Here is a 22,489-nt window from a genome sequence, read left to right as displayed (position 1 = left end):
TCCGGACACCGCGGGGCAACGGCTCCCGCCCTTACGCGCCCGGCACGGCGTCGACGTCACCGGGGTGCACGGCGATGGCCCCACCGGCTTCGGCGCCGTCGGACAGGACCGTCCGCGGCGGATGCCGCCGCTCGTCCGGTGGGCCTGGATCCCCTTCCCCGGGCGGCGCCTCCTCGCCGGCATCACCACCCCCGGGTAGGCACCCGGCCGCCGCGTCCGCCGGTCAGAGCGTGAGGAAACGCGCGAGGACGAAGAGCAGGTACGAGCCGAGCGCGATCCGGTTGATCAGCAGGTGCGGGCGGCCGATCCGCGGGCCGGCCGACATCTCCTCCGGGCGGCGCTCCGGGCGGTTGGCGAGCAGAGTGATCGTCCCGGCGACGGCACCCGGAGCATCCGGGCCGCCGAACCGCTTCCCGAGCAGGCGCACCGGCCAGGTCCCCAGGCCGACCTCCCCGCCCTCCCTGAGCTGGATCATCAGCCTCCCTCGGTGGACGGCCGCCACGTCGACCTCGGCCCACGGGTGGCGGTACGCCCGCACGGTGGCCGCGACGGTCAGCCCGTCCCGGTCCAGGTCGATCTGCCAGGTGCAGGCGCCGGCCAGGGTGACGAACGCGCCGATGCCGGTGAAGAGCGCCGAGAACAGGCCCTTGTAGCCGAAGTCGCCACCGAGGTAGTACACGCACGCGGCCAGGAACAGGGCGAGCAGCGGACCGGCGGTGCAGCGCAGGAGGGCGGGCATCTCGATCCGGCGGGCGCGTTCCGCAGGACCGTCGGGCGCCTCGGCGAGCGACTTCGCGGCGATGGCCTCGACGGCGAGCTGATCCTCACGGAAGCGGTCGCGGCGACGGAACCTCGGCGCGGCGGGCCGTTCGTCGGCCACCACGGCGAACCAGTCGGCGTCGGGCCCCGGAGGCCGGAAGACCAGGAGTTGCGCGGACCGGCCGCCCGGGCCGTGGTAGAGCAGGGCGGGCACGCCTCGGTCGGCCCGGTCGAGGGCTTCGGCCGCCTCCGGACGGCCGGGGCCCCGGGTGCCACCCGGCGCGTTGCAGTCTCCACCTGCCCGTCGCTCCGCCACCCACGCCGGGGCGTCCGCCTCGGACGTACGCCACCGGAGGACGGCGCGCTCACGCAGCCGCCACAGGGCCGGTGCGGCGAGGTCGCCGTCGGCGGGACGGACCTGGAGGTCGCCGGCGCGGTCGGATTGCACCAGCACCCGCATCGCCGGTCCGGCCGCGCCGGCGAAGGCCCGGTACCGGCGGACCGACCCGGCGGCGGAGGCCGCCAGCAGGGCGCCCACGGTACCGACGAGTGTCGCACCCGCCAACCAGCCGCTGATGTCGGGCGTGTCCCCGTCGATCGCGACGAAGCCGCGGCCGTCGGCGAGCAGGGGCAGCCGGTCGCCGGCTCTCGGGGTGTAGTCCCAGGTGATGGCCAGCGACACCTTCTCGTCGGTGCCTCCTCCGGGCCGCCGGAAGGCCACCTCGGCGCCGAGCGAGTCCGCTTCCAGGACGGTGCCCTCGACCCTGGCGGCCGCGGCGATCCGCTCCTGGGCCTCGCTCCGGTCGATCATGCCGAGCACGACGAGGACCGCGCTTGCGGCGACCAGCAGCCCCGCCAGGACGCCGCGCACCCGCGGCCGGCGGGGCCCACCCGGATACCCGGACCCGGCCGCCGTCCACGGATAGGCCACGGCCGGGCCCATCAGCGCGTCCAGCTGCCGCCTGGCCCGGCGCCGACCGGCCTCGGCCCGGAACAGCACGGCGGCCACGAGAAGGTGCGCGACGAGTGCGGTGAGACGGAACGTCTGGCTGAGCTGACCGCCGAGGAGCAGCCACAGCAGGGCGCCGACGACCGCCACGAGAGCGGCGCGACGACGGACCTTTCCCAGGAGGAGGACGGCCTCGGCGATCAGCAGCTGGGCGGCCACGGCCCCCTGCCACCACAGCGCGGAGCAGGAGGCGGGTGTCGGGCAGGAGACGGCCGTGTCGCTCACCGCCGCGACAACCCCGACCGTGACCGGCAGGAGAGCCGCCCAGCGGGAGTCGAGCCACTGCCACACCCGGCCCGCGCGCCAGGTCGCGGCGGCGGCGGTGGTCAGTGCGGGGGCGTCGGGGAGCGGGGGTGGTGCCGTGTGCATCCGGCGATGATGGCAGCCGCCACCTGCGATGATCCACGCGGGGGGGCGGAACCCCTCAGGTCCCGTCCCGGGTGGCGCCCCGGTCCGTCGCCCGGTCCGTCGCCCGGTCCGTTGCCCGGTCCGTTGCCCGGTCCGTGGTGTGGGGCGCGGACCAGCTGCCCAGCAGGCGAAGGGCCTGGGCGGAGGGGCCGGCCGGTTCGGCGGTGTAGAGGTAGAGGGCCTGGTCAGGGTCGTCGGGCAGGGTGAGGGATTCGTAGTCCAGGACGAGTTCTCCGACCAGCGGATGGTGGTAGCGCTTGGTGCCGTGGGTGTACTCGAGGACGTCGTGGTCCGCCCACCAGCGGCGGAAGTCCTCGTCGTGGACCGAGAGTTCACCGACCAGCTCGGTCAGCCGGGGGTCGTCGGGGCGTCGTCCGGCGTACAGGCGCAGAGCCGCCACCGCTCCGCGGGCCGCGGTCTCCCAGTCGGCGAGCAGGTCGCGGGCGGCGGGGGCGAGGAAGATGAACCGGGCGAGGTTGCGGTCGCGGTGCGGCAGCGCGTCGAAGTCGATGTAGAGGGCCTTGGCGAGGGTGTTGGCGGCGAGCACGTCCAGCCTGTGCCCCATGATCATGGCGGGGGTGTCGGTCAGGGAGTCGAGCAGCCGCAGAAGTCCGGGCCGCACTCGCTGCGGCGCGACCGTCCGACGCCTGGCCGGGCCGCCCGGCCGGGGGCGGGCCAGGTCGAAGAGGTGGGCGCGTTCCGCCGCGTCCAACCGCAGCACGCGGGCCACGGCGTCCAGGACCTGCGCGGAGGCGTTCGGGTTGCGCCCGCGTTCCAGCCGGACGTAGTAGTCGGTGCTGATGCCGGCCAGCCGGGCAACCTCCTCGCGGCGCAGGCCCGGCACCCGGCGCCGCCGGGTGTCCTGGCCCAGGCCGGCGTCCTGGGGGCCGATCCGGGCTCGGCGGGTGCGCAGGAAGTCGCGCAGCTCGAGGTTGGGCTCGCGCCCGGCTGACGTGCTCATCCGTCCAGGCTAGGGCCTGTCCGGCGGATGGCGGCGCCGGTTACGGGGGGTCTGCCGCACCCCCGGTACGGCCTGTCCCCCGCTGCCGGTACGCGGCGGGGCAGCGTCGGTGGTCTCCTGGAGGGCAAGCACTCCGTCCGTACCTGAACCGAAGAGGGAAGCGCCTTGTCCAAGCCACTGATCGTCATCACCGGTGCCAGCTCCGGCATCGGCGCGGCCACCGCCCGGCTCCTGTCCGCCGAGGGGCACCCGTTGCTGCTGCTCGCGCGGCGGCTGGAGCGGCTGGAGCAGCTCGGCCTGCCCGAGACCCTGTGCCGCCGGGTCGACGTCACCGACCGGGACGCGCTGCTGGCGGCGGTGCGCGAGGCCGAGGAGCGGTTCGGGCCGGCGGACGCGATCGTGAACAACGCCGGGGCGATGCTGCTGGGCCGGATCGCGGACCAGGAGGCCGAGGAGTGGGACCGGATGGTCGACCTGAACATCAAGGGCGTGCTGTACGGGATCCGCGCCGTGCTGCCCGGCATGGTCGCCCGCGGCGCCGGGACCATCATCAACGTCAGCTCCGTCGCGGGCCGCAAGACCTATCCGAACCACACCGCGTACGTGGGCACCAAGTTCGCCGTCCACGCGATGTCGGAGAACCTGCGCGAGGAGGTCGCCTCGGCCGGGGTACGGGTGGTCACCATCGCCCCCGGCGCGGTGGAGACCGAGCTGCTGTCCCACACCACCGACGCGCGGATCAGGGGCGACTACGAGACGTGGAAGAAGTCCGCGGGCGGCGCGCTGGATCCGCAGGCGGTCGCCGAGGCCATCGCCTACGCGTACCGGCAGCCGCCGAACGTCACCATCCGGGAGATCGTCCTCGCCGCCACCGGCCAGGAGTCCTGACCTCGCGGCGCACCGCACCCGCCGGGCGGGGAGGAGCGGAGAGGGCAGGGGCGGAGAGGGCAGGATTCGAACCTGCGCGGGCCCCGGGGGACCCTGCTCGGCCGTTGCCGGCCAGGCACCCGATGAACCGCTCCGGGCACCTCTCCCGGTCGGGGAGCCGTGTCCGCTCCCTGACGTGCCCTCAGCATGCCCCACCGGCCTGACCGCACGCTGACACCGCACCGGACCGCACCGCACCGAGCCGGACCGGTACAGGCGCCGCCCCCTACCCGTAGAGGGGTCGGTCCGCGGCGGGTGCGCCGGGGCGAGGGTCGTCGCCGGGGGTGACGGTGGCCGTCCAGCCCTGGTCGAGCAGGAGGCAGACCTGGTCGACGGCGGCGGCGGGGTCGGGGCAGGTGCGGGCGAACGCGAGGGTTTCGAGGGTGAACCGGGCGTAGGCGGCGCAGATGACGTCGTCGTGCGGCCGGCCGGTCTGCTCGGCGAGGGCGACCGCCAGGGCGTGTTCGTGGCGCAGCCACATCGTGCGGGAGTGCTCGCGCAGGGCCGGGGTCTCGTTGACGAGCCGCTGGAAGTCGGCGAAGCGGGGGTCCCTGGTGTGCGCCGAGTCGACGAAGGCGGTGAGGTGGGCGCGCAGGGCCTGGGGGATGGTCCGGCCCGCGGGGCGGTCGGTGACGGCACCGACGAGGGCGGCCTCGTTGCGGGCGTCCTCGTCGAAGACCAGGGCCTCCTTGCCGGCGGGGAAGTAGTTGAACAGGGTCGACACGGACACGTCGGCGCCTTCGGCGATCTCGCGGACGCCGACCTGCTCGTAGCCGCGTTCCAGGAACAGCCGCAGTGCCGTCTCAGCGATGGCCCGGCGGGTCGCGGCCTTCTTGCGTTCCCGCCGCCCGCCCGTTCCCGCGGGGTCGCCCGCTCCTGCCCGGTCGCCGGCTGCCGTGCGGTCGGTCGTCTCTGCCATGGTCGTCACCCTATCCGGCTCTTTGGGACCGCGCCAAACTTTGAACGATTGCACATTTGCAACCGCTTCAATAACGTGGGCAGTGCCCGGCGAGCCGGCGGCACCCGTCCGCCGGCCGTGACCGGGCACCCACGGAAGGACGACCATGAACCACCTCGCACCCGCCCGGGCCAGGATCAGCATCATCGGCGCCGGCCCCGGCGGCCTGACCTGCGCCCGGATCCTCCAGCAGCGCGGCATCGCGGTCACCGTGTACGACCGCGACCCGGGCCCCGGCGCCCGCAACCAGGGCGGCACCCTCGACCTGCACGCCGACAACGGCCAGCTCGCCCTGCGGGAGGCCGGCCTGCTCGACCGGTTCTTCGAGCTGGCGCGCCCCGAAGGGCAGGAGATGCGCCGGCTGGACCCGGCCGGCACGGTCACCTCGCACCACGTCCCGCAGGACGGCGAGCTGTTCAAGCCGGAGATCGACCGCGGGCAGCTGCGCGACCTGCTGCTCGGCTCCCTCCGGCCGGGAACGGTCCGGTGGGGACACACCCTCACCGCCGTCGGCGGGCCCGCCGACGGGCCGCGGCAGCTGCACTTCGCCGACGGCACGACCGTCGGGACCGACCTGGTCATCGGCGCGGACGGCGCCTGGTCCCGGGTCCGCCGGGCCGTCTCCCCCGCCGTTCCGGAGTACACCGGGGTGAGCTTCCTGGAGGCCTGGTTCTCCGACGTCGAGAAGCTGCACCCCGAGATCGCCGAGCTGGTCGGCCCGGGCAGCGCCGCCGCGGGCGACGGCGACCGCGGCCTGTTCGCCCAGCGCAACAGCGGCGACCACATCCGCGCCTACCTCATCCGGCGCGCCCCGGCCGACTGGATCCGCCGCAGCGGCCTGAGCGCCGACGACACCGCCGGCATCCGCACCCTGCTCCTCGACGAGTACGCCCACTGGTCGCCCCGGCTGCGCCGGCTGATCACCGACAACGACGGCCCGTACGTCGACCGCCCGATCCTCGCCCTTCCCGTCCCGCACACCTGGGCGCACACCCCGACGGTGACCCTGCTCGGCGACGCCGCCCACCTCATGCCCCCGCTCGGCGTCGGCGTCAACCTCGCCATGCTCGACGCGGCCGAACTCGCCCTCGCCATAGCCGGATCCGCCACCCTCGCCGATGCCGTTCGCAGCTACGAGGCGACCATGCTCCCGCGTTCCACCGAGATGGCCCGGCTCCTCGAGGGCGGCGCCGAGCACCTGCTGTCCGCCGACGCACCGGACCTCGGCGACGACGGCAAGGGCGACAACGGCGGCAACGGCGACACCCGGCCCTGAGCCGCCCGGTCGACGGTCCGCGGTCCGCGGTCCACCGTTCCCGGTTCACCGTTCACCGGGCGGGTGTTGGGGTGCCGCCCGGCGCAGTCGTGGTCGATGCTGGTACGGGCGGACCGGACGGCGGCCGCCCCCGTCGACAGAGGAGCGACAGGATGACCGGAACCCGCCCGGAGGCCCCGGCCCCGCTGCCCGCGACGGAACGGGTACGCCTCGCGGTCTACCACGGCTTCGCCCGGACCGGCTGTGCCCCGGGCGTGCCGGAACTCGCCGCGCTGACCTCCCTCACCCCGGACGGGGTCCGCCGGGAGCTCCACGCACTGAACGGCAGCCGTGACGTGGTCCTGGACCCGCAGGACGGCGACCGGATCGTGATGGCCCACCCGTTCGCGTCCGTACCGCTCGGCTTCTCCGTCATGGGGGCCCGGACGCTGTGGTGGGGCGGCTGCGCCTGGGACTCGTTCGCCCTGCCCCACCTCCTGCGGGACGAGCCCGACGTCCTGGTCGCCACCCGCTGTCCGGCCTGCGACACCCCGCACGCCTGGGTGGTCGGCCGTCAGGCGCCACCGCCCGGCGACCAGGTGGCGCACTTCCTCGTCCCCATGAGCCGGGTCTGGGACGACGTGGTCCGCACCTGCGGCAACCAGCGCCTGTTCTGCTCCACCGACTGCGTCGACGCCTGGCTGCGGCGCACCGGCCAGGAGCGCGGCTACGTGATGGACCTGGAGACGCTGTGGCATTTCGCCGCCGACTGGTACACCGGCCGCATGGACGCGGGCTACACCCGCCGCGACCCCGCCGCGGCAGGCGACTACTTCGCGCGGGTCGGCCTGCACGGATCGTTCTGGGGCCTCCCGGACGAAGGGAGCGCCACCGGCACCGGAACCGCCACCGGCACCGGCACCGGAACCGGCCGCGTCCCGTAGGGCGGGGCACGGGGCTGGTGGCGGCCGTCCCGCCGGGGGCGGGAGCGGCCCTCGGTGGAGGCCACTCAGCGTGAGTCCCCCGGCGCGGGCCTATCCGGGGAAGTACAGCGACGCCTTCTCCAGGACGTGGCCCGTGAACATCCCGCCCCACGCGACCCGGCCCCGGTACATAGTCACCCGGCCGGCACCGGTGGCCGCCGTCTGCACCGTGACGGGACGGCCGACCAGGGTCGTTCCCAGGATCCGGGCGTCCTTGGCGGCCCAGTCCGTCGCGGACCGCTGGACACTGCCGCTGACCAGGGCGGGGAGGATCATCGCCGCGTTACGGGCGCCGGGCAGACCACTGCGCAGGTGCTTGGTGTAGTCCATCGCCCAGCCCGTGTACTCGGCCAGCACGGCCTGGTCGACCGCGGGCACGGCGGCGGCCAGGACGAACAGCTCGACCTTGGTGCCGAACCATTGGATCTTGCGGTCCGACCGGCTGCCTATCACCACCTGGCGGTCGCCCCAGGTGGTCGAGGTCACCACGCATCCGTCACCCCGCAGCCGCTCGCCGAGCCCGGCGAGGTAGGTGGCGGCGGCCCGGGCCGACGAGTCTCCATCGATCTGTTGTTCCGTCATGTGCCGATCCTGCCGCACCGGTACGACAACGGGAAGGTCCGAACACCGGCCGGGGCCCGCCCCCGCCGGCCGGGCCCGGCAACTGCGGAGCGGGTCAGGGGCCGTGCACGCTGCGGAGAGGGCAGGATTCGAACCTGCGCGGGCCCTCGCGGACCCTGCTCGGCCGTTGCCGGCCAGGCACCCGATGAACCGCTCCGGGCACCTCTCCCGGTCGGGGAGCCTTGCCCGCTCCCTGACGCACCCTCAGCATGCCTCACCGGCCTGACCCGCCGGTGACGTGCCACTGACCTGTCACTGACCCGCAGCCCGCAGCCCACGCGACCCGCAACCGACCCGCTTCAGGGACCGGACGCCCCGGCGTCGAGGGTCGCCGCCGTAGAAGTCACCGACGAGGTCCGCGAGGATCCGGTGCCTGTGGCTACGGCAGCGGGTCCGCGTCGTTCGGCGCGACGGCGGCGAGCCAGAGCTGGATCTCCACGTCCCCGTCGCCGACCAGGAAGTAGGACTGCAGGACGAGTTGCCGCTCGCCGACCTGCCAGACCGTGGACGATTCGCCGTCGCCGGTGGCCAGGTGGATCTCGACGCCGGGCAGCGGCTCGCCGTAGCGCGCGGTGAGGCGCTCGACCGCGTCGGACTCGAGCTCGCCGAACCGCTCCACCGTCCAGTCCTGGAGGAAGGAGAAGTCGTGCTGGTGCTCCGCCTCGAGGAACACCTCCGCGACCACGGTCATCGCGCCGTACGAGGAGCCGTCCACGTCCGGGTCGTCCTCGGGGTCGGCCGGCTCGTACGGGTCCTCCCGGGATCCGAAGATCAGCGAGCACGGCTCGAAGCGGCGGGGGCCTGCGGCGAGCAGTTCGGCCGCAAGGTCGGTGAGGTCACGGTCCGGGGCGCCCGGGTAGGTCAGGTAGGAGGGTGCCTCGCGGCAGTGCGTGGGCTCGACGCGCTCGAAGGTGCCCCCGGCCGCGGTGGTCTCCCACAGGAGGGTGCCGGACCGGTCCATCAGCCGCAGCGTGGCGCCGTCCGCGGCGGCCTCGACCCGGCAGACGTCCTGGCCGTCGCGGTCGACGTGGGCGACCCCGCCGTCGCGGGTGACGAAGGCGGCGAGGCCGCTGCCCGCGGTGAACCCGAGGATCCAGCCGGCGGCGTCGGTGAGGGGTTCCGGGTGGTCGACGGGGATGAACCGTCCGTCGGGGTGCAGGACGCCCCAGGCCCGGCCGGAGGGACGGTCGGCGGCCGCGGCCCGGGCCTCCTCGGGGTCGTCGTCGTCCAGGGGTTGGAGGTAATGGGCGACGGCCGCCCCGGCGGCGCCGAAGTCCTCGGCCCACTCGTACTCCTGCTCGATGACCTCGGTGCCGGTGGCGTCGAGGTAGCCGTGCTCGTAGCCCTTGGCGAAGCGGACCAGCCCGCACCCGAAGGTCTGCGACAGCCGGTTCCGGGCCTTGATCACCACCTCGCCGCGGGCGTTCAGGAAGCCCCGGAAGTGGTCTCCGACCGAGCCGCCCAGGACGTATGCGAGGCCGTTGGCGTCGAAGGCGTTGAGCATCGGGAAGGACGGCTCGACGATCCACTCCCCCGTCCCGTCGATCAAGCCCCACCGGTCGCCGACCCGGACGGGCGCGGCGCCGTCGGGGCCGAAGGGCAGTGCGCCGTCGAAGCGCGGCTCGACCACCGTTCGGCCCGCGCGGTCGAGGTAGCCGCAGAGCCCGCTGTCGGCCATCCGCACCGCGGCGAGCCCGTTCGGTGCGAACGCCCCGGCCGCCGCGAACTGCGGGCGGATCACGAAGCCGCCGGTGGCGTCGAGGTGACCCACCCCGTCCTCGGTACGGGCGGTGGCCAGGCCGTGCCGGAACCGCCCGGCCGCCGTCAGGGTCGCCGGGATGGCGGGTGTGCCGTCGGTGCCGGCGTAGCCCCAGCGCCCGTCGTCGGCCTGGAACCGGGAGAGCCCGTTGTCGTCGAAGCCCTCGGTGCGGCGCAGCGCCGGTTGGGCCAGCCAGGCGCCGTGCTGGTCGAGGTAGCCCCAGCGGCCGTGGGGGTCGGCGGCGGGGGCGACGGACCCGCCCCGGCCGTCCGGGTGGAACGGCCCGACCGCGCTCAGGTCCGGCGCCCGCACCAGCCGCCCGTCGCCGGAGACGAGGGCGTACCGCTCTGCGGAGCCGTCCGGCCCGGGGCAGGGGACGGCGTACGGCGGTGTGGCGGTGGGGCTGGTCGGCACGGGTGCGGCTCCATCGGGCGGGGCCGGGCCGGCCGGCGTGGCGCCACCGGCGGCCCGGCCCGGGGATGATCAAGATTCGCCCATGCTAGGGGGCCTCGCCGACAACGCCTCCCACGCAGGCGAGCGAAGTGGACCGGACTTCGCCGCGGGTGTGCGGCGGCCCCGGGGCGGGCCGGAGCAGGCCGCGCCGGGTCCGCCGCACGGGAGCGCTCAGGCGGCCGGTGCCGTGACCGGTGCCGCGGTGGGTGCCGACGTCGGCACCGCGGTGGGCACCGTCGAGGTCGGCCGGGTCGGTGCGGCGACCGCTTCGGGCCGGACGGCGGCTGGGGGTGCTGCGGATACCGGGGCAGCCGGGGGTGCTGCGGGTACCGCCGGTGCGCCCGCGTTCGCCGGGTCCGCAGCGGCGGCCGGTCGCATCATCAACTCGGCACTCTGCCGTGCCTGTTCGACCTGTGCGGGGACGGCCGGCGCGGCGGGCTGCGCCAGCGCGGGGGTGGCCCGGGCCCGTGCGGGGGCGGCGGTCTCCGGCCGGGCGCTCAGGATGTGGCTGGCCGCCTCGTCGAGGCTGACCGCGCGCTGCAGGCGGGTGGCCAGCCGGCCGGCCTCCCGGCCGAGGGAGGCGACGTCGTTCCAGCTGAGCGTCAGGACCACATGGAGTTCGGCGTTCCCGTCCGGCAGAGCGTGGAGGGACGATATGGGCAGATCGTTCACGGGACCATCCTGGTTCGGTGCGGTGCGGTGCGGTGCGGTGGGTGGGGTGGGGTGCTGCTGCGGGCTTCGGAGGGCCGGTGCGCCCGTCCACAGAGGAGAGAGAGCCGTTTCGGCGAACCAGCCCGCCACTTTGCCCATCTTTTACCTTCCGATCCTCGGGAGATCGCGGAGCAGCCTGATCGGCGGGCCGCCGACGCAGCAGGATGGGCCGGGGGAACCGGGACCGATGTGGAGGTGGCGATGAGGGTCGTGTTCGTGCACGGGGCTTGCGTGCGGGACGGGTCGTGGTGGTGGCACCGCACCGCCGAGCTGCTGCAGGAGCGGGGCGTGGCGAGCGTGGCCCCGGCGTTGCCGAGTTGCGGCGAGGCGGGACCGGCCGCGGGGGCGGGTGGCGCCGGGCTGGCCGAGGACGTGGCGGCGGTGCGGGAGGTGCTGCTGGCCGGCGACGCGCCGACGGTCGTGGTCGCCCACAGCTACGGAGGCATCGTCACCGCGGAGGCCGCCGCGGGCGTCGGGGCGGTGCGCCATCTCCTGCTGATCACCAGTTACCTGCCCGAGGTCGGGCAGAGCCTGTCGGACTTCGGGGACGGCGGCCCCTCCCCGTTCCTCGACGTCGACCCCGGCGCCGGCACCTTCGGGGTCCGCCCCGAACTGCTGGTGGACACGTTCCTCCAGGACTGCGACCCGGCGGTCCAGGTGCAGGCGGCCGATCACCTCGCCCGGCAGAGCGTACGGGTGACCGGCGAGCCGGTCCGCGCGGCCGCCTGGCAGCAGGTGCCGTCGACGTACCTCGTCTGCGCCGAGGACCGGGGCACCCCGCCCGCGCTGCAGCGCGAGTTCGCCCGCCGGGCCGGCGCTGTCGTCGAACTCGACGCGGGCCACCACCCGTTCCTGTCCCGCCCCGCGGCCGTCCGGGACCTGCTGCTGGGCCTGTGACGGCGAGGAGGTCACCGTCGCCCGCCCTGGGGCCGGGCCGGCGGCCCGCCCGCGGCGAAAATCCCCGGTGCGCCGGGCCGGATCAGGCAGGTACGGTCCAGCGGTGACCCGTCGAACGCCCCCGCGCCCGCTGCCCGTCGAGGAGCTCTTCCCCGAGGTGGTCCCGTTCCGCCGGGACACCGTACGACTGCACCCCCGGCGGGGTGAGCCGACGTCCGGCGACAGTTCGCTCGGCGGGCCGCTGCTGTGGCCCGCCGGGGAACCGTGGCCGTCGTGCCCCGAGCACGCGGGGTCGCCCATGGTCGCGGTCGTCCAGATCCACCGCGCCGACGTGCCGGACCTGCTGCCGTTCCCCGCCGGGTGCGACCTGCTCCAAGTGCTCTGGTGCCCGCTCTACCACGGGGAGCGGTGGGTGGTGCCCGCGGTGCACTGGCGGTCGGCGGCGGCCGTCGGGGCGGTGCGGCAGGCGCCGCCGCCACCGGCGCAGGCGGGGTACGGCAACGTGCCGCGGCCGTGCGTCCTGCACCCCGAACCGGTCACGGAGTACGCGAGTTGGGACCTCCCGCAGGAGCTCTGGGACGAGTTGGAGGACCGCATCGACCGGGTGCAGCGCGAGACCGGCTGGGACTATCAGGACCACCTGTCCACGGCACCCGGGTCCAAGCTCGGCGGCTGGCCGGGCTGGGGCCAGGACCCGCGGTGGCCGTGCTGCCCGGGCTGCCGGCGGCCGATGGACCACCTGCTGACGGTGGAGAGCACTGAGGAGAGCGACCCCCGGTGGGCGTGGACCCCGGTCGAGGACCGCGAACGCGGCTTCGAGGGTGCCGGCCTGAGCCTCGGTGACCTGGGCGGCGTGTACCTCTTCGAGTGCCGGGGCTGCCCGGACCGCCCGTTCGCGCACCGCTTCGACTGATCGGGGACGCCGACGGGCGAGCCGGGGCGGCCTCGGGCGGGGTGCGGATCAGCGCAGGAACGGGAAGCTCGGCATGGTCCAGCAGGCCTGTTCCTCCGGGGCACCCGGCGGCACGGGGGCGGGGCCGCCCATCCCGATCACGTACAGCCAGGTCATCGCCGCGGCGGCGACGCACAGCACCGGCAGCATCACGTACCACCGGCTGTTCACCAGGTCGGACACCACCACGCGGAGCACCACCAGCACCGCCAGCATGACGACCCACACCGACCGGGTGGCCGCGGCCATGGTGGGGTCGGGCTCGTGGTCCTGGGTCAGGCACCAGTGCCAGGCGTCCATGACCCGGATGTTGCCGTAGAGGGTGCCCGCCGTGGCGAGCACCAGGGCGGCCAGGCCCCACACCACCGCCCACGCGCAGCCCTTGGCCCTCGTCCGGTCCTTCGTCGACTCCATGCCGCCCCCCGAGATGATCGTTCCCGTGTACCGCGACGCGGCGCCGACCTCGCCGGTTCCACCGCGGCCCGCCCGGGGAGGGCCGCGCACCACCGCCCGGGAGCTGCCGGGTCGCTCCGGTGCCTGGGTGCCGGTCCGTGGTGGACGCTACGCACCCGGAGCCCGCCGGCCCACGGCATCCGGCGCTCCCGGGCGGGAGGTCAACGGCGGTTGCCGTGCACCCTGCGGTGGCTCCAGACGAGAAGCGCGAGCAGGACGGTGCCGGAGAGGATCAGGCTGGATCCGGTGCTCCAGCCGGAGAACGGCAGGCCGGTCAGCAGGCCCCACACCACTCCCGCGCCGATCAGGCCGAGACCGGCCAGGACCGAGCCGAGGATCCGCCATCGCGAGGCGACGCTCGCCTCGGCCCCTTGCATCGCCCGCACCCGCACCGGCTCGACGTACCGCGTCACGGCGGGTACGGCCCGGGAGAGCAGGATCAGGCCCGCGAGTACCAGCAGCAGCCCCGGGCCCGGCAGCACGAGCAGGATGACGCCGACCACGATCAGCAGGCCCCCGCCGACGGCGAGGACCGCCCGCGCCAGCGGGTGCCTCACCCTCGCCGGCTCCCCGCCACCGGGCCGTCGCCGCTGCTCACCCATCCGCCCACCATAGTCCGGTCCGGTTGCACGGCCGCCGGACGCCGCGTCCGACACCGCCGCCCGGGCGGTGGCGGAGAACAGCAGGACGGCCGGCGCGTGTCGTTTTTCGGCCTGCGGTGGGCTGCGACGTTCCGTTCCGGGTGCTGCGCGGCAGCCTGCGGCCGGGGAGGGTGGCACGGGAGCGGCGTCCGGCAGCGTCGACGGGGAGGGAGCAGCGCTGGAGGTCGGCCTTCGCATCACCTGCCACCGAGCGGGCCGCGCCGGGCGAACGCCAGGAAGGAGCGTCGGACCGCCGGGCCCGTGGAGTGGGCCGTGAGGTCCCGCGCGGTCAGCGGGTCGGGCGTCGGCCGGTCCGGCGGAGGCGGACGGCGGACAGCGCGAGGGCGGCGATGAAGACGACGATGCCGATGACCAGCAGGTAGATCAGGCCCTTGGCGACGGCGCCGATCAGGCCGAGCACAACGGCCAGCAGGAGCAGCAGCAGGATCCATGCCATCGGGGAAGGTCACCCCTTTCTCTCAGCGACGGGCCAGCCGGCGTTCGCCGCCCGTGCCCGGGGTGTACGGAAGCTCGTAGTGGGCGAAGACCGCCGGCTCGTCCTCGGCCGGCAGGACGCCGTCGACGTCGATCGCGGGTGCGTCCTTGACCGATGCCTTCGGGAAGGCGACCCGGACGTAGCCGGGCCCGGCCTGGGCGCCGTCGAGGGGGACGAACACGAGCCGGTGGCGGGTGGGCAGGCCGATGGTCACGGTGGCGAAGGCCGGGGCGTCGGTGGCGGTGTCCACGTAGATGGATTCCAGGGCGCCGATCTTCTTGCCGTCCCGGTCGACGACATCGTGTTCGCGCCATTCCCGTATGTCGGCGAGCTGGATCATCCGCGGCCTCCGATCGCGTGGCTCCGGCCGGTGCTGGTGGGCCGGCCCCGGTGGGGCGGGCCTGGTGGGCCGGTTCCTGGTACCGCGCCTACCCGGCCGCTCCGGATTCTCACGGCCCCGGACGACAAAACGTCCGGGCCTTCGGCTGCGGCCCTCCGCGACAGCGGCCACTCGCAGGCGGAGCAGGAACTCGAGGCCGCTGCCGTCGCAGAAGGTGTCGGCGGACTGGGCGGCGGGGCGGCGGCACCGCCGCGGCCCGGGCCAGGCCGTGCGACCGTGGGCGACGCGGGCGTCAGCCGAGTGCGCGGTCCAGGTTGAAAGCGGCGCTGATCAGCGAGAGATGGGTGAACGCCTGTGGGAAGTTGCCGAGTTGTTCGCCGGTCCGGCCGATCTCCTCGCCGAACAGGCCGACGTGGTTGGCGTAGGTGAGCATCTTCTCGAACGCCAGCCGGGCCTCCTCCAGCCGGCCCGCCCGGGCCAGCGCCTCGACGTACCAGAACGAGCAGATCGAGAAGGTGCCCTCGGGGCCCCGCAGTCCGTCCGGGCTGGCCGCCGGGTCGTAGCGGTAGACCAGCGAGTCGGAGACCAGGTCCGAGGTGAGCGCGTCCAGTGTGGAGAGCCACTTGGGGTCGCTCGGCGAGACGAACTTGGCCATCGGCATCATCAGCAGGGACGCGTCGAGGACGCTGCCGTCGAGCTGTTGCACGAACGCCGAGCGCTCGGCCGACCAGCCGCGGGCCATGATCTGCCGGTAGATCGCGTCGCGGGACTGCCGCCAGCGGGGCAGGTCGGCGGGGAGTCCGCGCCGGTTGGCGATCCGGATCGCGCGTTCCAGCGCGACCCAGCACATCAGCCGCGAGTACACGAACTCGCGCCGGCCCGACCGGGTCTCCCAGACGCCCTCGTCGGGCTGGTCCCAGTGCTCGCAGAGCCAGTCCACCACGGCACCGACCTCGTCCCAGTGGCCGCTGCTGATCGGCTGCCCCCACTTGTCGTAGAGGTAGATGCAGTCGATCAGGGCGCCGTAGATGTCCAGCTGGAGCTGCCCGGTGGCGGCGTTGCCGACCCGCACCGGCGCGGACCCGAGGTAGCCCTCGAAGTGGGGCAGCTCGTACTCGGGCAGGTCGCGGCGCCCGTCGATGCCGTACATGATCTGCAGCGGGCCGCGTTCCCGGGTGCCCCGCAGGATCCCGTGCTCCGAGATGAAACCCATGAACGCCTCGGCCTCCGTGGTGAAGCCCAGCCGGAGCATGGCGTAGACGCAGAAGGCCGCGTCGCGGACCCAGACGTAGCGGTAGTCCCAGTTGCGCTCGCCGCCGATCTGCTCGGGCAGACTCATCGTCGGCGCCGCGACGATCGCGCCGGTGGGCGCGTAGGTGAGCAGCTTCAGGACCAGGGCGGAGCGGTGCACCATCTCCCGCCAGCGGCCGTGGTACTGCGAGCGGGACAGCCAGTGGCGCCAGAACCGGACGGTCGCCTCGGCCTGCTCCTGCGCCTCGGCGCGCGGACACGCCCGGGGTGCGAGGTCGTCGCCGATCCGGTCGAGGGCGAACACGTGGGACTCGCCCTCCAGGAGCTTGAAGTGCGACCACACGTCGACGCCGTCGCTCTCCAGGGGCGCGGTGGTGGTCAGCGCGAGCGTCAGGGACGGGGAGCGGAACACCGCCTCGTGCCCGTCGAGGTGCACGGTGTGCGGCTCGGTGCCGTAGCCGAAGCGCGGCGCGACCTTCGCCCGGAACGGGAGCACCCCGCGGACGCAGAGCACCCGCCGGATCAGCCGGTGGCGGTCGGCCTCGCGGGACTCGTCGACGACGGGCATGAAGTCCTGGATCTCCGCGACCCCGTCGGCGGCGAAGAACCGCGTGATCAGGACGTTGGTGTCGGGGAAGTAGAACTGCCGGGTCCGGGCCGGCACGTCGGCGGCCAGTTCGAAGCTGCCGCCCCGGTCGGCGTCGAGGATGGCCGCGAACACGCTGGGTGCGTCGAAGCGCGGGCAGCAGTACCAGTCGATGGTGCCGTCGGTCGCGACGAGCGCCGCGGTACGGAGGTCGCCGATCAGGCCGTGCTCGGAGATCGGCGGATACCGGGAGCCGTCCGGTTCCCCGGGTCCGCCTCTGCCGTCCAGCGCCATGGCCGCCTCCTCACCGGTGGTGCGGGGCATCGAGCCGAATCTCGTCTCTCATGCTAGAGCGCGGCGTGCCGCGGCGCCGAAGGAGCCGGTCCGCCGCCGGCGGGCGCACCCGGCCCTGTACCGCGCAACACTCAGCTCAGCTCAGCTCAGCTCTTCGGCCAGCGCGAGGATGATGCCGCTCGGCCCGCGGAGGTAGCAGAGCAGGTAGCTGTCCTCGTAGCGCGTCACCTCGCCGACGAGTTCGGCGCCGTGCGGGCGGAGGCGGGCGAGGGTGTCCTCGAGGTCGTCGACGGCGAACATGACGCGGTGCAGGCCCAGCGTGTTCGCCGGGGTGGTCGCCGGTTCCGGGGTGATGGACTTCGGGGCGTGGTAGGTGGCCAGTTCGAGCCGGCCCGGGGCGCCCGGGATCCGCATCATCGCGATCTCGCTCCGCATGCCGTCGAGCCCGACGACCTTTCCCGCCCACCTGCCTTCGATCGGCATCCGGCCTTCCAGCTCCATGCCGAGTTCGGTGAAGAAGGCGACGGCGGCGTCGAGGTCGTCGACGACGATGCCGACGTTGTCCATGCGCTGAATGGTCATGGTCCCCAGGATAGGAAGCGGGTCCGACACCGGCGGGCCCGGCGTGCCGTGCCCCACGCCACGGGATTCCGGCCGCTACCACCGCATCCGGACGTCCTCCGCCCAGCCGAGCAGCCCGTCGACGGCGATGCGCGCGCCGTCGTCGGTGCGGACGGTCCCCGCGTAGTGGCCGAAGCACTGGTCGGTGCGGTTGGCGAGCAGGCCGAGGTCGGTGCGGGTGGCCCGGTTGTGGAAGGGCGTGAAGGTCAGCTCGATCTCGTGGGGTCCTCCGCCGCGGATGGTCCAGGGCCGCAGCGGGTCCCCGGGCGAGTACCGCCACTCCAGCTCCTGGCCGATCTTGGAGATCCGGCCGTCCACGCACAGCGCGTTCTCCGTCGAGCCGGTGCCGCGGGTCCACCGGCCGCCGAACTGCAGGCCCACGGTGTGCCCGTCCGTACGGCCGGACGCGGCGCCCCAGTTCCACGCCACCCGGTGCGGCCACCGTCCGCGCCCGTGGTCGAGGACGGCCCAGGCGTCCTCGCCGAAGCCGAGCACCTCGTCGCCGATGCGCAGCGTCCCCGAGGCCGGCCGGGCCGTGTGCTTGGAGGTGTACTGGAACCGGCGTTCGCCCCAGGGGACGACGACGGACAGCGTCTCGTGCCCGTCCGGGAGTTCGGCGAGCAGGTCGACCTCGACGGGCCGCCGGCCGGGGCCGACGCACCGCGCCCGCAGCCGGGTTCCGCCGTCCGCCTCGCCGATCTCCACCCACACCTGGCCCCGGACGGGCCGCTCGGGTCCGACGCGTACCGGCGGACAGCCCGCGGCGCCCGCGATGCCGTCGGGAAGGCGGACACCGAATCCGCCGGGCACGATCGCGGTGCGCTCGAACTCCCGTACCGGGCCGTCGTCGGCGCCGAACCGCAGGACGTAGAGGGAGTTCAGCGCCAGGTAGTCGAGATCGCTCACGGTGAGCGCGACCAGGTGGGTCGGCGTGGTGACGCACCAGTACTCCCAGCGCTTGGTGCGCCCCCAGCCGCGGATCGCGCTGCGGTGCAGCGGCCGCCGGGACCAGCCGACCGCCACCGGGTCCAGCCGCCCGTCGTCGAGGCAGAGGTCGACGGGACCGGTGATCTCGCGTTCGTGGGTGGCCATGGCGGGACCCTACGGCCTGCGCGGCGTGCCGGCGATACCGCGGCCCGGCGCGGGGGCGGTCAGGTGCCGAGCCGGGTGAGCATGGCGCCGAGCCGGCGTACCGCGGCCTCGGCGTCGCTGTACTGCCGCGGGGTCGGGAGCACGGTGTTGAAGGCGGGTCGGTCACCGGCGGGCAGGGCCCGCCAGTGCAGGACGGGTGAGAGTGCCGCGCTTCCCCCGGCGAGGAACCAGGCCAGCCGTCCGTGGGTGCGGGAGAGGGCGATGGCCAGCACGGCGAGGGCTTCGCGCAGGTGCTCCAGGCGGTCGATGTCCGCCGGACGTCCCGCGCCGCCGGGCCCGCCGACGGCGGCGTGCAGCTCGGCAGCGGCCTGGCGGGCCAGGGACCGGTCGCCCGGTGTCAGGTCCCATACCCCGTCGTTCAGTTGCTGCTCCGCCTCGTCGACCAGCAGTGCGACCTCGGCCCCCATGTCCATGCCCGAACGATAGCGGCAGCGTCCCACTCGCGGGTCACCGCGGACGGCTCCGGTCCGGGACGGGGCGGAGGCGGGGGGTGGAGTCCGGTCCTGTCGGTCCCGAGCCGGCTGCCGGGGACGTACCGCCCACCCCCCGTGGCCGCGAGTCCCTCACGATCTCCGTCCGGCCCGATACCCGGACCCTACGGGGGACCACCGACAACCGGGCACCGTGCGGCGGCCGCCGCCCCTCAGCCTGCCGCCCCTCAGCCTGCCGCGCTCAGGCCGCCGCGCTCTCCGCCGCGATCATCGCGACCAGCCCGGACCGTCCGTGGTCCGCGAGCTCGCGGCGCTGGCGTTCGGCGCCGTTGCCCTCCCGCAGCAGGCGTTCGACCAGCGGGGCCACCGCCCGGGTGTCGCCCAGTTCCTCCAGGACCGGCGCGAGCTGGGCCAGCATGTCGCCGGCCAGTTCGGCGGCCGGGCGGGCCATTCCGGTCGCCGGCTCGTGCAGCGTGCCGTCCATGCCGTACCGGGCGGCGTGCCAGGCGGCGCCCTCCAGGCTCTCCGGCGTCCGCTGCGGCGCGGGGCGGCCCGCGGCCGCGTCCCGCATCACGGTGACGACCAGCGCGCGGACCAGCCCCGCCAGCATCACCGCCTCGTCGGCGCGCAGCTGGACGTCCATCGCGCGCAGCTCGACGGTCGGGAACCGGGCCGAGAGCCGGGCCTGCCAGTACAGCTGTCCCCGGTCGCGGATCAGGCCGGCCGCCAGCAGGTGGTCGATCCGGTGGTCGTAGTCCTGCGCGTCCGCGAAGTGCGGCGGGATCCCGCTGATCGGCCAGCGTCCGAAGACCACGGTGCGCCAGCTCGCGAAGCCGGTGTCGGAGCCGTACCAGAGCGGCGAGTTGGCCGACAGTGCGGTCAGCACCGGCAGCCACGGGCGGAGCCGGTTCAGCACCTCGACGCCGGTGGCGGGGTCGGGTACCGCCACGTGCACGTGCATGCCGTTGATCAGCGCCTCGTCGGCCAGCCGGGAGACGTCGCGCCGGATGGAGTGGTAGCGCGGCGCGTCGGTGATCTCCGGGGGCGTGGTCGGCGCGTAGGGGGCCGTCCCGCTGGCGGCGAGCCGGCAGCCGGTCGCCTCGGCGGCGGCGGCGAGTGTGTGGCGCAGGCGCAGCAGGTGACCGCCGACCTCCGCGAGGTCCCGGCAGACCGGGGTGGCGATCTCGATCTGGGCCTGGAGGAGTTCGTTCTGCAGTTCCTCGTGGTGCACGGCGGGGTGCAGACCGGCCACCTTGCGTACCGGGTCGACCCGTGGCAGCAGCAGACCGCTGTCGGGGTCGATCAGCAGGTACTCCTCCTCGACGCCGATGGTCGGCCCCGCGCCCGTCCCCGGGCCGGTCCGGCCACCGCCCGGCACATCGGCGCCGGTGGCAGTGCTCATACCTCCGGGCTACCCGCCCACCCGGCGGCCACACCTGGCCGGCGGCTCCCGGAGCGGACTTCCGGTCCGGTACCGGCCGGGTCCGGCTCCGGCTCAGGCCACCGTGGCGCGGCTCAGGTCACCAGGTCGTAGATGCTCCTGGCCACCAGCCAGACGCCGACCACCAGCGAGAGCGTGATCACCAGCTGGCTCTGGTGGCCCTCCACCCAGGCCCGCAGTGCGTTGAGCCGCGCGGCGGCGGCCTGCGGTGCGCGGACGGCGTACAGCTGCATCGCGATCAGGCTGAGCGACGCCAGCAGGCAGTAGGCGGCCAGGGCGAGCCAGCCCGCCCAGGAGGACAGGTCCGCGTCGATGACCGTCGCCGCACCCGCGCCGACCAGCGCCCACGGCTGCAGGAGCCAGGCGAGTCCGGCGGCGCTGCCGGGCCTGGCCCGGTCGACCCGGGCGGCCCAGCGCGGCGGCCGGGGCGGACGGGGTGGCCGGCGGCGCAGGTACTCGCCGTAGAGCACCAGGCCGAGGCCGATGGCGAGTTTGGCCGCGACCGCCGCGACGGAGGGCTGGCTGTGGTGGGCGGGGGGTGTGCCGCCGGTCAGCAGCAGCACACAGGTGATCACTGCGGCGAGGTTGGCCAGCCAGGAGAGCAGGAAGGCCAGTCCGTTGCGGGTCCCGCGCCCGGAGGAGAGCAGCAGGATGAACGCGCTGTTGTGCAACGGCCCCAGGGTGATGGCCGTTCCGATCACCACCAGGTCGAGGACCACCGGCGTACCCGTCCGTCCTGCGCTCAGGGCCGCTTCCCGCCCGGGCGGGCGCACCGGCGGGCAGGGCCTCGCTGACTGTTCACGGACTGCGCCGCAGCTCCGACCCTGGGCGTTCGGGCCGGACGGGTCAAGCCAGCCACGCCCGGATCACCCGAAAAGCAGGCCCGCCGCTGGTCGGACCGGCCACGGCGGCCGGGAGCGCACCGCGGCCCTCCGCGGCCCGTTCCACCGCGGCCCCCGACGTCCGCCCCGGCGGCGGCGCGGGTCCGTCGGGTCGACCCGCACCGCCGCCGGAGGGTGTGGGATCCGGCGGCCCGGGCAGACGCGGAGTGTCCCACCCGAAGGGACCGGCCGCGCGGAGAGGACTGTGCCGTGCCCACTCCCGAGGAGAGCACCCCGCAGCCCGACGAGACGTCGCGCGGGCGGTCCGCCGAGGAACGGAACGTCGTGGCGCCCACCCCGGTGGAGGTCCGGGCCGAGGCGCGGGACGGCGACGAGGACGAGGGGCCCGAGGCACGGGCGGCCGGCACCCGCGCCCCGTGAGCACCGAGACCTGGACCAACTTTCGCAGGGGGCGGACAACGGAGGTCAGCATGATCGCCCTGGGAGTCATCCTTCTCGTCATCGGATTCGTCACCAGCATCTCCATCCTGTGGAGCATCGGCGTCGTCCTGGTCGTCGTCGGCCTGATCCTGTGGATCATGGGCGCGGTGGGGCACGAGGTCGGCGGCCGCCGCCACTACTACTGAGCCGACACCACCGATCCGGCACGACCGGGCCGGCCTCACCTATCCGGCACGACCGGGCCGCCCTCACCGGGCCGAATCGCGCCACCAGGCCCCGGCCGACCGCGGTCGGGGCCCCGTCGCGGGTGCTGCGCCACCCGGTGGAACTTGGGTGCGCGGCCGCCGTGGGGTACAGGCTCGGCCGGGGCCATGTCCGATCGGACCTCGCCGCTCGTGCTCGGCGAACAGCTGCTGGAGGAGTGCTCGGCGTGCAGCGCACCCAGGACCCGGCGGACGTGCCCTCGATCGCCCGGACGTACACCGAGGCCCTCGGTATCGGCACCGCCACGGTGTACCTCGCGGACCTCCAGCACCACCGGCTGTTCACCCTGAGCCCGCTTCGGGCCCGCCCGGGGCTACCCTCGGTCAGCGCCGGCGCGGGGGCGGCGACGCGGTGAACCAGCCGCTCAGCCCGACGGCGGCGACCGCCAGGCCGAGCCCGGCGCCGAAGAGCATGACCGCCAGCGCGAGGACACCCAGTATCGCCATCGTCCGCACCTCCCGTGGATCGCCGCCGGGCCCTCCCCGACCGGCCGGCGCTCGCCTGCCCCCGGGTCCGCCCGTCACACCACACCGGGGACTGTCGCGGAGCCCGGAACGTACGGATCGTGGGCACCGACCGCCCG

The 22,489-nt window shown here is 74.6% G+C and carries 25 protein-coding genes and 2 tRNA genes; 8 read left to right on the top strand and 19 right to left on the bottom strand.

What is annotated here, in order from left to right; genetic code table 11:
• Positions 1-223 precede the first annotated feature (223 nt).
• Together AC2TEW_RS04695 and AC2TEW_RS04690 are read right to left on the bottom strand one after the other, a co-directional pair.
• Positions 224-2,137 (bottom strand): hypothetical protein, encoded by a 1,914-nt coding sequence (locus tag AC2TEW_RS04695; RefSeq protein ID WP_484622000.1) that lies wholly within the window; start codon positions 2,135-2,137, stop codon positions 224-226.
• Positions 2,138-2,192: 55 nt separating this feature from the next.
• Positions 2,193-3,137: a helix-turn-helix transcriptional regulator gene (locus AC2TEW_RS04690; protein WP_484621999.1), complete on the bottom strand. Its 945-nt coding sequence runs from the start codon at positions 3,135-3,137 to the stop codon at positions 2,193-2,195.
• Positions 3,138-3,302: 165 nt separating this feature from the next.
• On the opposite strand from AC2TEW_RS04690, the gene AC2TEW_RS04685 reads away from it, so the two are divergent.
• Positions 3,303-4,025 (top strand): SDR family oxidoreductase, encoded by a 723-nt coding sequence (locus AC2TEW_RS04685; RefSeq protein WP_484621998.1) that lies wholly within the window; start codon positions 3,303-3,305, stop codon positions 4,023-4,025.
• A gap of 51 nt (positions 4,026-4,076) precedes the next feature.
• Here the strand turns inward: AC2TEW_RS04685 and AC2TEW_RS04680 are convergent.
• Positions 4,077-4,171: transfer RNA gene (locus AC2TEW_RS04680), tRNA-Cys, on the bottom strand.
• A 119-nt stretch (positions 4,172-4,290) separates the two neighbouring features.
• Positions 4,291-4,983 carry a TetR/AcrR family transcriptional regulator gene (locus AC2TEW_RS04675; RefSeq protein ID WP_484621997.1) on the bottom strand — a complete coding sequence of 231 codons (693 nt, stop codon included), beginning with the start codon at positions 4,981-4,983 and terminating at the stop codon, positions 4,291-4,293.
• 145 nt (positions 4,984-5,128) lie between these two features.
• Between AC2TEW_RS04675 and AC2TEW_RS04670 the strand changes: the two genes are divergently transcribed.
• Positions 5,129-6,298 carry an FAD-dependent oxidoreductase gene (locus AC2TEW_RS04670; protein WP_484621996.1) on the top strand — a complete coding sequence of 390 codons (1,170 nt, stop codon included), beginning with the start codon at positions 5,129-5,131 and terminating at the stop codon, positions 6,296-6,298.
• Positions 6,299-6,450: 152 nt separating this feature from the next.
• Complete coding sequence (gene merB, locus AC2TEW_RS04665) at positions 6,451-7,221, top strand: organomercurial lyase (RefSeq protein WP_484621995.1); 771 nt, start codon at positions 6,451-6,453, stop codon at positions 7,219-7,221.
• 90 nt (positions 7,222-7,311) lie between these two features.
• Here merB and AC2TEW_RS04660 read toward each other — a convergent pair whose 3' ends face one another.
• The 4 genes from AC2TEW_RS04660 to AC2TEW_RS04645 all read right to left on the bottom strand — a co-directional run bounded on the left by AC2TEW_RS04660 (position 7,312) and on the right by AC2TEW_RS04645 (position 10,765).
• The gene (locus AC2TEW_RS04660; RefSeq protein ID WP_484621994.1) at positions 7,312-7,842 is read right to left on the bottom strand and encodes a hypothetical protein; all 531 of its coding nucleotides are present in this window, start codon (positions 7,840-7,842) and stop codon (positions 7,312-7,314) included.
• A 113-nt stretch (positions 7,843-7,955) separates the two neighbouring features.
• A tRNA-Cys gene (locus AC2TEW_RS04655) sits at positions 7,956-8,050 on the bottom strand.
• 210 nt (positions 8,051-8,260) lie between these two features.
• Entirely contained in the window at positions 8,261-10,054 is a 1,794-nt protein-coding gene (locus AC2TEW_RS04650; protein WP_484621993.1) for a WG repeat-containing protein, read from the bottom strand.
• 210 nt (positions 10,055-10,264) lie between these two features.
• Entirely contained in the window at positions 10,265-10,765 is a 501-nt protein-coding gene (locus AC2TEW_RS04645) for a hypothetical protein (RefSeq protein WP_484621992.1), read from the bottom strand.
• A 240-nt stretch (positions 10,766-11,005) separates the two neighbouring features.
• On the opposite strand from AC2TEW_RS04645, the gene AC2TEW_RS04640 reads away from it, so the two are divergent.
• Positions 11,006-11,701 (top strand): alpha/beta hydrolase, encoded by a 696-nt coding sequence (locus AC2TEW_RS04640; protein WP_484621991.1) that lies wholly within the window; start codon positions 11,006-11,008, stop codon positions 11,699-11,701.
• Between the two features lie 103 nt (positions 11,702-11,804).
• On the top strand, positions 11,805-12,614 hold the full coding sequence (locus tag AC2TEW_RS04635; protein WP_484621990.1) for a YwqG family protein: 810 nt from the start codon (positions 11,805-11,807) through the stop codon (positions 12,612-12,614).
• 48 nt (positions 12,615-12,662) lie between these two features.
• Here the strand turns inward: AC2TEW_RS04635 and AC2TEW_RS04630 are convergent, their stop codons facing one another.
• The 10 genes from AC2TEW_RS04630 to AC2TEW_RS04585 all read right to left on the bottom strand — a co-directional run bounded on the left by AC2TEW_RS04630 (position 12,663) and on the right by AC2TEW_RS04585 (position 21,078).
• Positions 12,663-13,067 carry a hypothetical protein gene (locus AC2TEW_RS04630; RefSeq protein WP_484621989.1) on the bottom strand — a complete coding sequence of 135 codons (405 nt, stop codon included), beginning with the start codon at positions 13,065-13,067 and terminating at the stop codon, positions 12,663-12,665.
• Between the two features lie 200 nt (positions 13,068-13,267).
• Positions 13,268-13,663 (bottom strand): PGPGW domain-containing protein, encoded by a 396-nt coding sequence (locus AC2TEW_RS04625; RefSeq protein WP_484621988.1) that lies wholly within the window; start codon positions 13,661-13,663, stop codon positions 13,268-13,270.
• A 373-nt stretch (positions 13,664-14,036) separates the two neighbouring features.
• A complete protein-coding gene (locus tag AC2TEW_RS04620) occupies positions 14,037-14,204 on the bottom strand; it encodes a hypothetical protein (RefSeq protein WP_484621987.1) in 168 nt (55 codons plus the stop codon).
• 22 nt (positions 14,205-14,226) lie between these two features.
• The gene (locus tag AC2TEW_RS04615) at positions 14,227-14,583 is read right to left on the bottom strand and encodes a PRC-barrel domain-containing protein (RefSeq protein WP_484621986.1); all 357 of its coding nucleotides are present in this window, start codon (positions 14,581-14,583) and stop codon (positions 14,227-14,229) included.
• Between the two features lie 292 nt (positions 14,584-14,875).
• A complete protein-coding gene (locus AC2TEW_RS04610; RefSeq protein ID WP_484622054.1) occupies positions 14,876-16,714 on the bottom strand; it encodes a glycoside hydrolase family 15 protein in 1,839 nt (612 codons plus the stop codon).
• Between the two features lie 141 nt (positions 16,715-16,855).
• Positions 16,856-17,296: a VOC family protein gene (locus AC2TEW_RS04605; protein ID WP_484621985.1), complete on the bottom strand. Its 441-nt coding sequence runs from the start codon at positions 17,294-17,296 to the stop codon at positions 16,856-16,858.
• Between the two features lie 75 nt (positions 17,297-17,371).
• Positions 17,372-18,427, bottom strand: coding sequence for a DUF2804 domain-containing protein (locus AC2TEW_RS04600; protein WP_484621984.1), 1,056 nt, complete (start codon positions 18,425-18,427; stop codon positions 17,372-17,374).
• Positions 18,428-18,486: 59 nt separating this feature from the next.
• The gene (locus AC2TEW_RS04595) at positions 18,487-18,900 is read right to left on the bottom strand and encodes a hypothetical protein (protein ID WP_484621983.1); all 414 of its coding nucleotides are present in this window, start codon (positions 18,898-18,900) and stop codon (positions 18,487-18,489) included.
• 259 nt (positions 18,901-19,159) lie between these two features.
• Positions 19,160-20,320 (bottom strand): carboxylate-amine ligase, encoded by a 1,161-nt coding sequence (locus AC2TEW_RS04590; RefSeq protein WP_484621982.1) that lies wholly within the window; start codon positions 20,318-20,320, stop codon positions 19,160-19,162.
• Between the two features lie 113 nt (positions 20,321-20,433).
• Positions 20,434-21,078: a GAP family protein gene (locus AC2TEW_RS04585; RefSeq protein ID WP_484621981.1), complete on the bottom strand. Its 645-nt coding sequence runs from the start codon at positions 21,076-21,078 to the stop codon at positions 20,434-20,436.
• Positions 21,079-21,450: 372 nt separating this feature from the next.
• Here AC2TEW_RS04585 and AC2TEW_RS04580 point away from each other — a divergent pair, with 372 nt between their 5' ends.
• The 3 genes from AC2TEW_RS04580 (at position 21,451) to AC2TEW_RS04570 (ending at position 22,261) form a co-directional block, all read left to right on the top strand.
• Entirely contained in the window at positions 21,451-21,621 is a 171-nt protein-coding gene (locus AC2TEW_RS04580; RefSeq protein ID WP_484621980.1) for a hypothetical protein, read from the top strand.
• 50 nt (positions 21,622-21,671) lie between these two features.
• Entirely contained in the window at positions 21,672-21,827 is a 156-nt protein-coding gene (locus AC2TEW_RS04575; protein ID WP_484621979.1) for a DUF6131 family protein, read from the top strand.
• 245 nt (positions 21,828-22,072) lie between these two features.
• On the top strand, positions 22,073-22,261 hold the full coding sequence (locus AC2TEW_RS04570; RefSeq protein ID WP_484621978.1) for a hypothetical protein: 189 nt from the start codon (positions 22,073-22,075) through the stop codon (positions 22,259-22,261).
• Here AC2TEW_RS04570 and AC2TEW_RS04565 read toward each other — a convergent pair.
• Positions 22,230-22,352: a hypothetical protein gene (locus tag AC2TEW_RS04565; RefSeq protein ID WP_484621977.1), complete on the bottom strand. Its 123-nt coding sequence runs from the start codon at positions 22,350-22,352 to the stop codon at positions 22,230-22,232. The two genes, AC2TEW_RS04570 and AC2TEW_RS04565, sit on opposite strands and share 32 nt — an antisense overlap.
• Between the last annotated feature and the right edge of the window lie 137 nt (positions 22,353-22,489).

The sequence above is a fragment of the Kitasatospora sp. NEAU-CNBT7 genome (assembly GCF_057220535.1).
This window is presented reverse-complemented; position numbering and strand designations above follow the sequence as displayed.

Coding starts and splice junctions, on each gene's coding strand:
- AC2TEW_RS04695 (WP_484622000.1), bottom strand. CDS start 2,137: ATGCACACGGCACCACCCCCGCTCCCCGACGCCCCCGCACTGACCACC.
- AC2TEW_RS04690 (WP_484621999.1), bottom strand. CDS start 3,137: ATGAGCACGTCAGCCGGGCGCGAGCCCAACCTCGAGCTGCGCGACTTC.
- AC2TEW_RS04675 (WP_484621997.1), bottom strand. CDS start 4,983: ATGGCAGAGACGACCGACCGCACGGCAGCCGGCGACCGGGCAGGAGCG.
- AC2TEW_RS04670 (WP_484621996.1), top strand. CDS start 5,129: ATGAACCACCTCGCACCCGCCCGGGCCAGGATCAGCATCATCGGCGCC.
- merB (WP_484621995.1), top strand. CDS start 6,451: ATGACCGGAACCCGCCCGGAGGCCCCGGCCCCGCTGCCCGCGACGGAA.
- AC2TEW_RS04660 (WP_484621994.1), bottom strand. CDS start 7,842: ATGACGGAACAACAGATCGATGGAGACTCGTCGGCCCGGGCCGCCGCC.
- AC2TEW_RS04640 (WP_484621991.1), top strand. CDS start 11,006: ATGAGGGTCGTGTTCGTGCACGGGGCTTGCGTGCGGGACGGGTCGTGG.
- AC2TEW_RS04630 (WP_484621989.1), bottom strand. CDS start 13,067: ATGGAGTCGACGAAGGACCGGACGAGGGCCAAGGGCTGCGCGTGGGCG.
- AC2TEW_RS04620 (WP_484621987.1), bottom strand. CDS start 14,204: ATGGCATGGATCCTGCTGCTGCTCCTGCTGGCCGTTGTGCTCGGCCTG.
- AC2TEW_RS04615 (WP_484621986.1), bottom strand. CDS start 14,583: ATGATCCAGCTCGCCGACATACGGGAATGGCGCGAACACGATGTCGTC.
- AC2TEW_RS04610 (WP_484622054.1), bottom strand. CDS start 16,714: ATGGCGCTGGACGGCAGAGGCGGACCCGGGGAACCGGACGGCTCCCGG.
- AC2TEW_RS04605 (WP_484621985.1), bottom strand. CDS start 17,296: ATGACCATTCAGCGCATGGACAACGTCGGCATCGTCGTCGACGACCTC.
- AC2TEW_RS04600 (WP_484621984.1), bottom strand. CDS start 18,427: ATGGCCACCCACGAACGCGAGATCACCGGTCCCGTCGACCTCTGCCTC.
- AC2TEW_RS04595 (WP_484621983.1), bottom strand. CDS start 18,900: ATGGACATGGGGGCCGAGGTCGCACTGCTGGTCGACGAGGCGGAGCAG.
- AC2TEW_RS04590 (WP_484621982.1), bottom strand. CDS start 20,320: ATGAGCACTGCCACCGGCGCCGATGTGCCGGGCGGTGGCCGGACCGGC.
- AC2TEW_RS04575 (WP_484621979.1), top strand. CDS start 21,672: ATGATCGCCCTGGGAGTCATCCTTCTCGTCATCGGATTCGTCACCAGC.
- AC2TEW_RS04565 (WP_484621977.1), bottom strand. CDS start 22,352: ATGGCGATACTGGGTGTCCTCGCGCTGGCGGTCATGCTCTTCGGCGCC.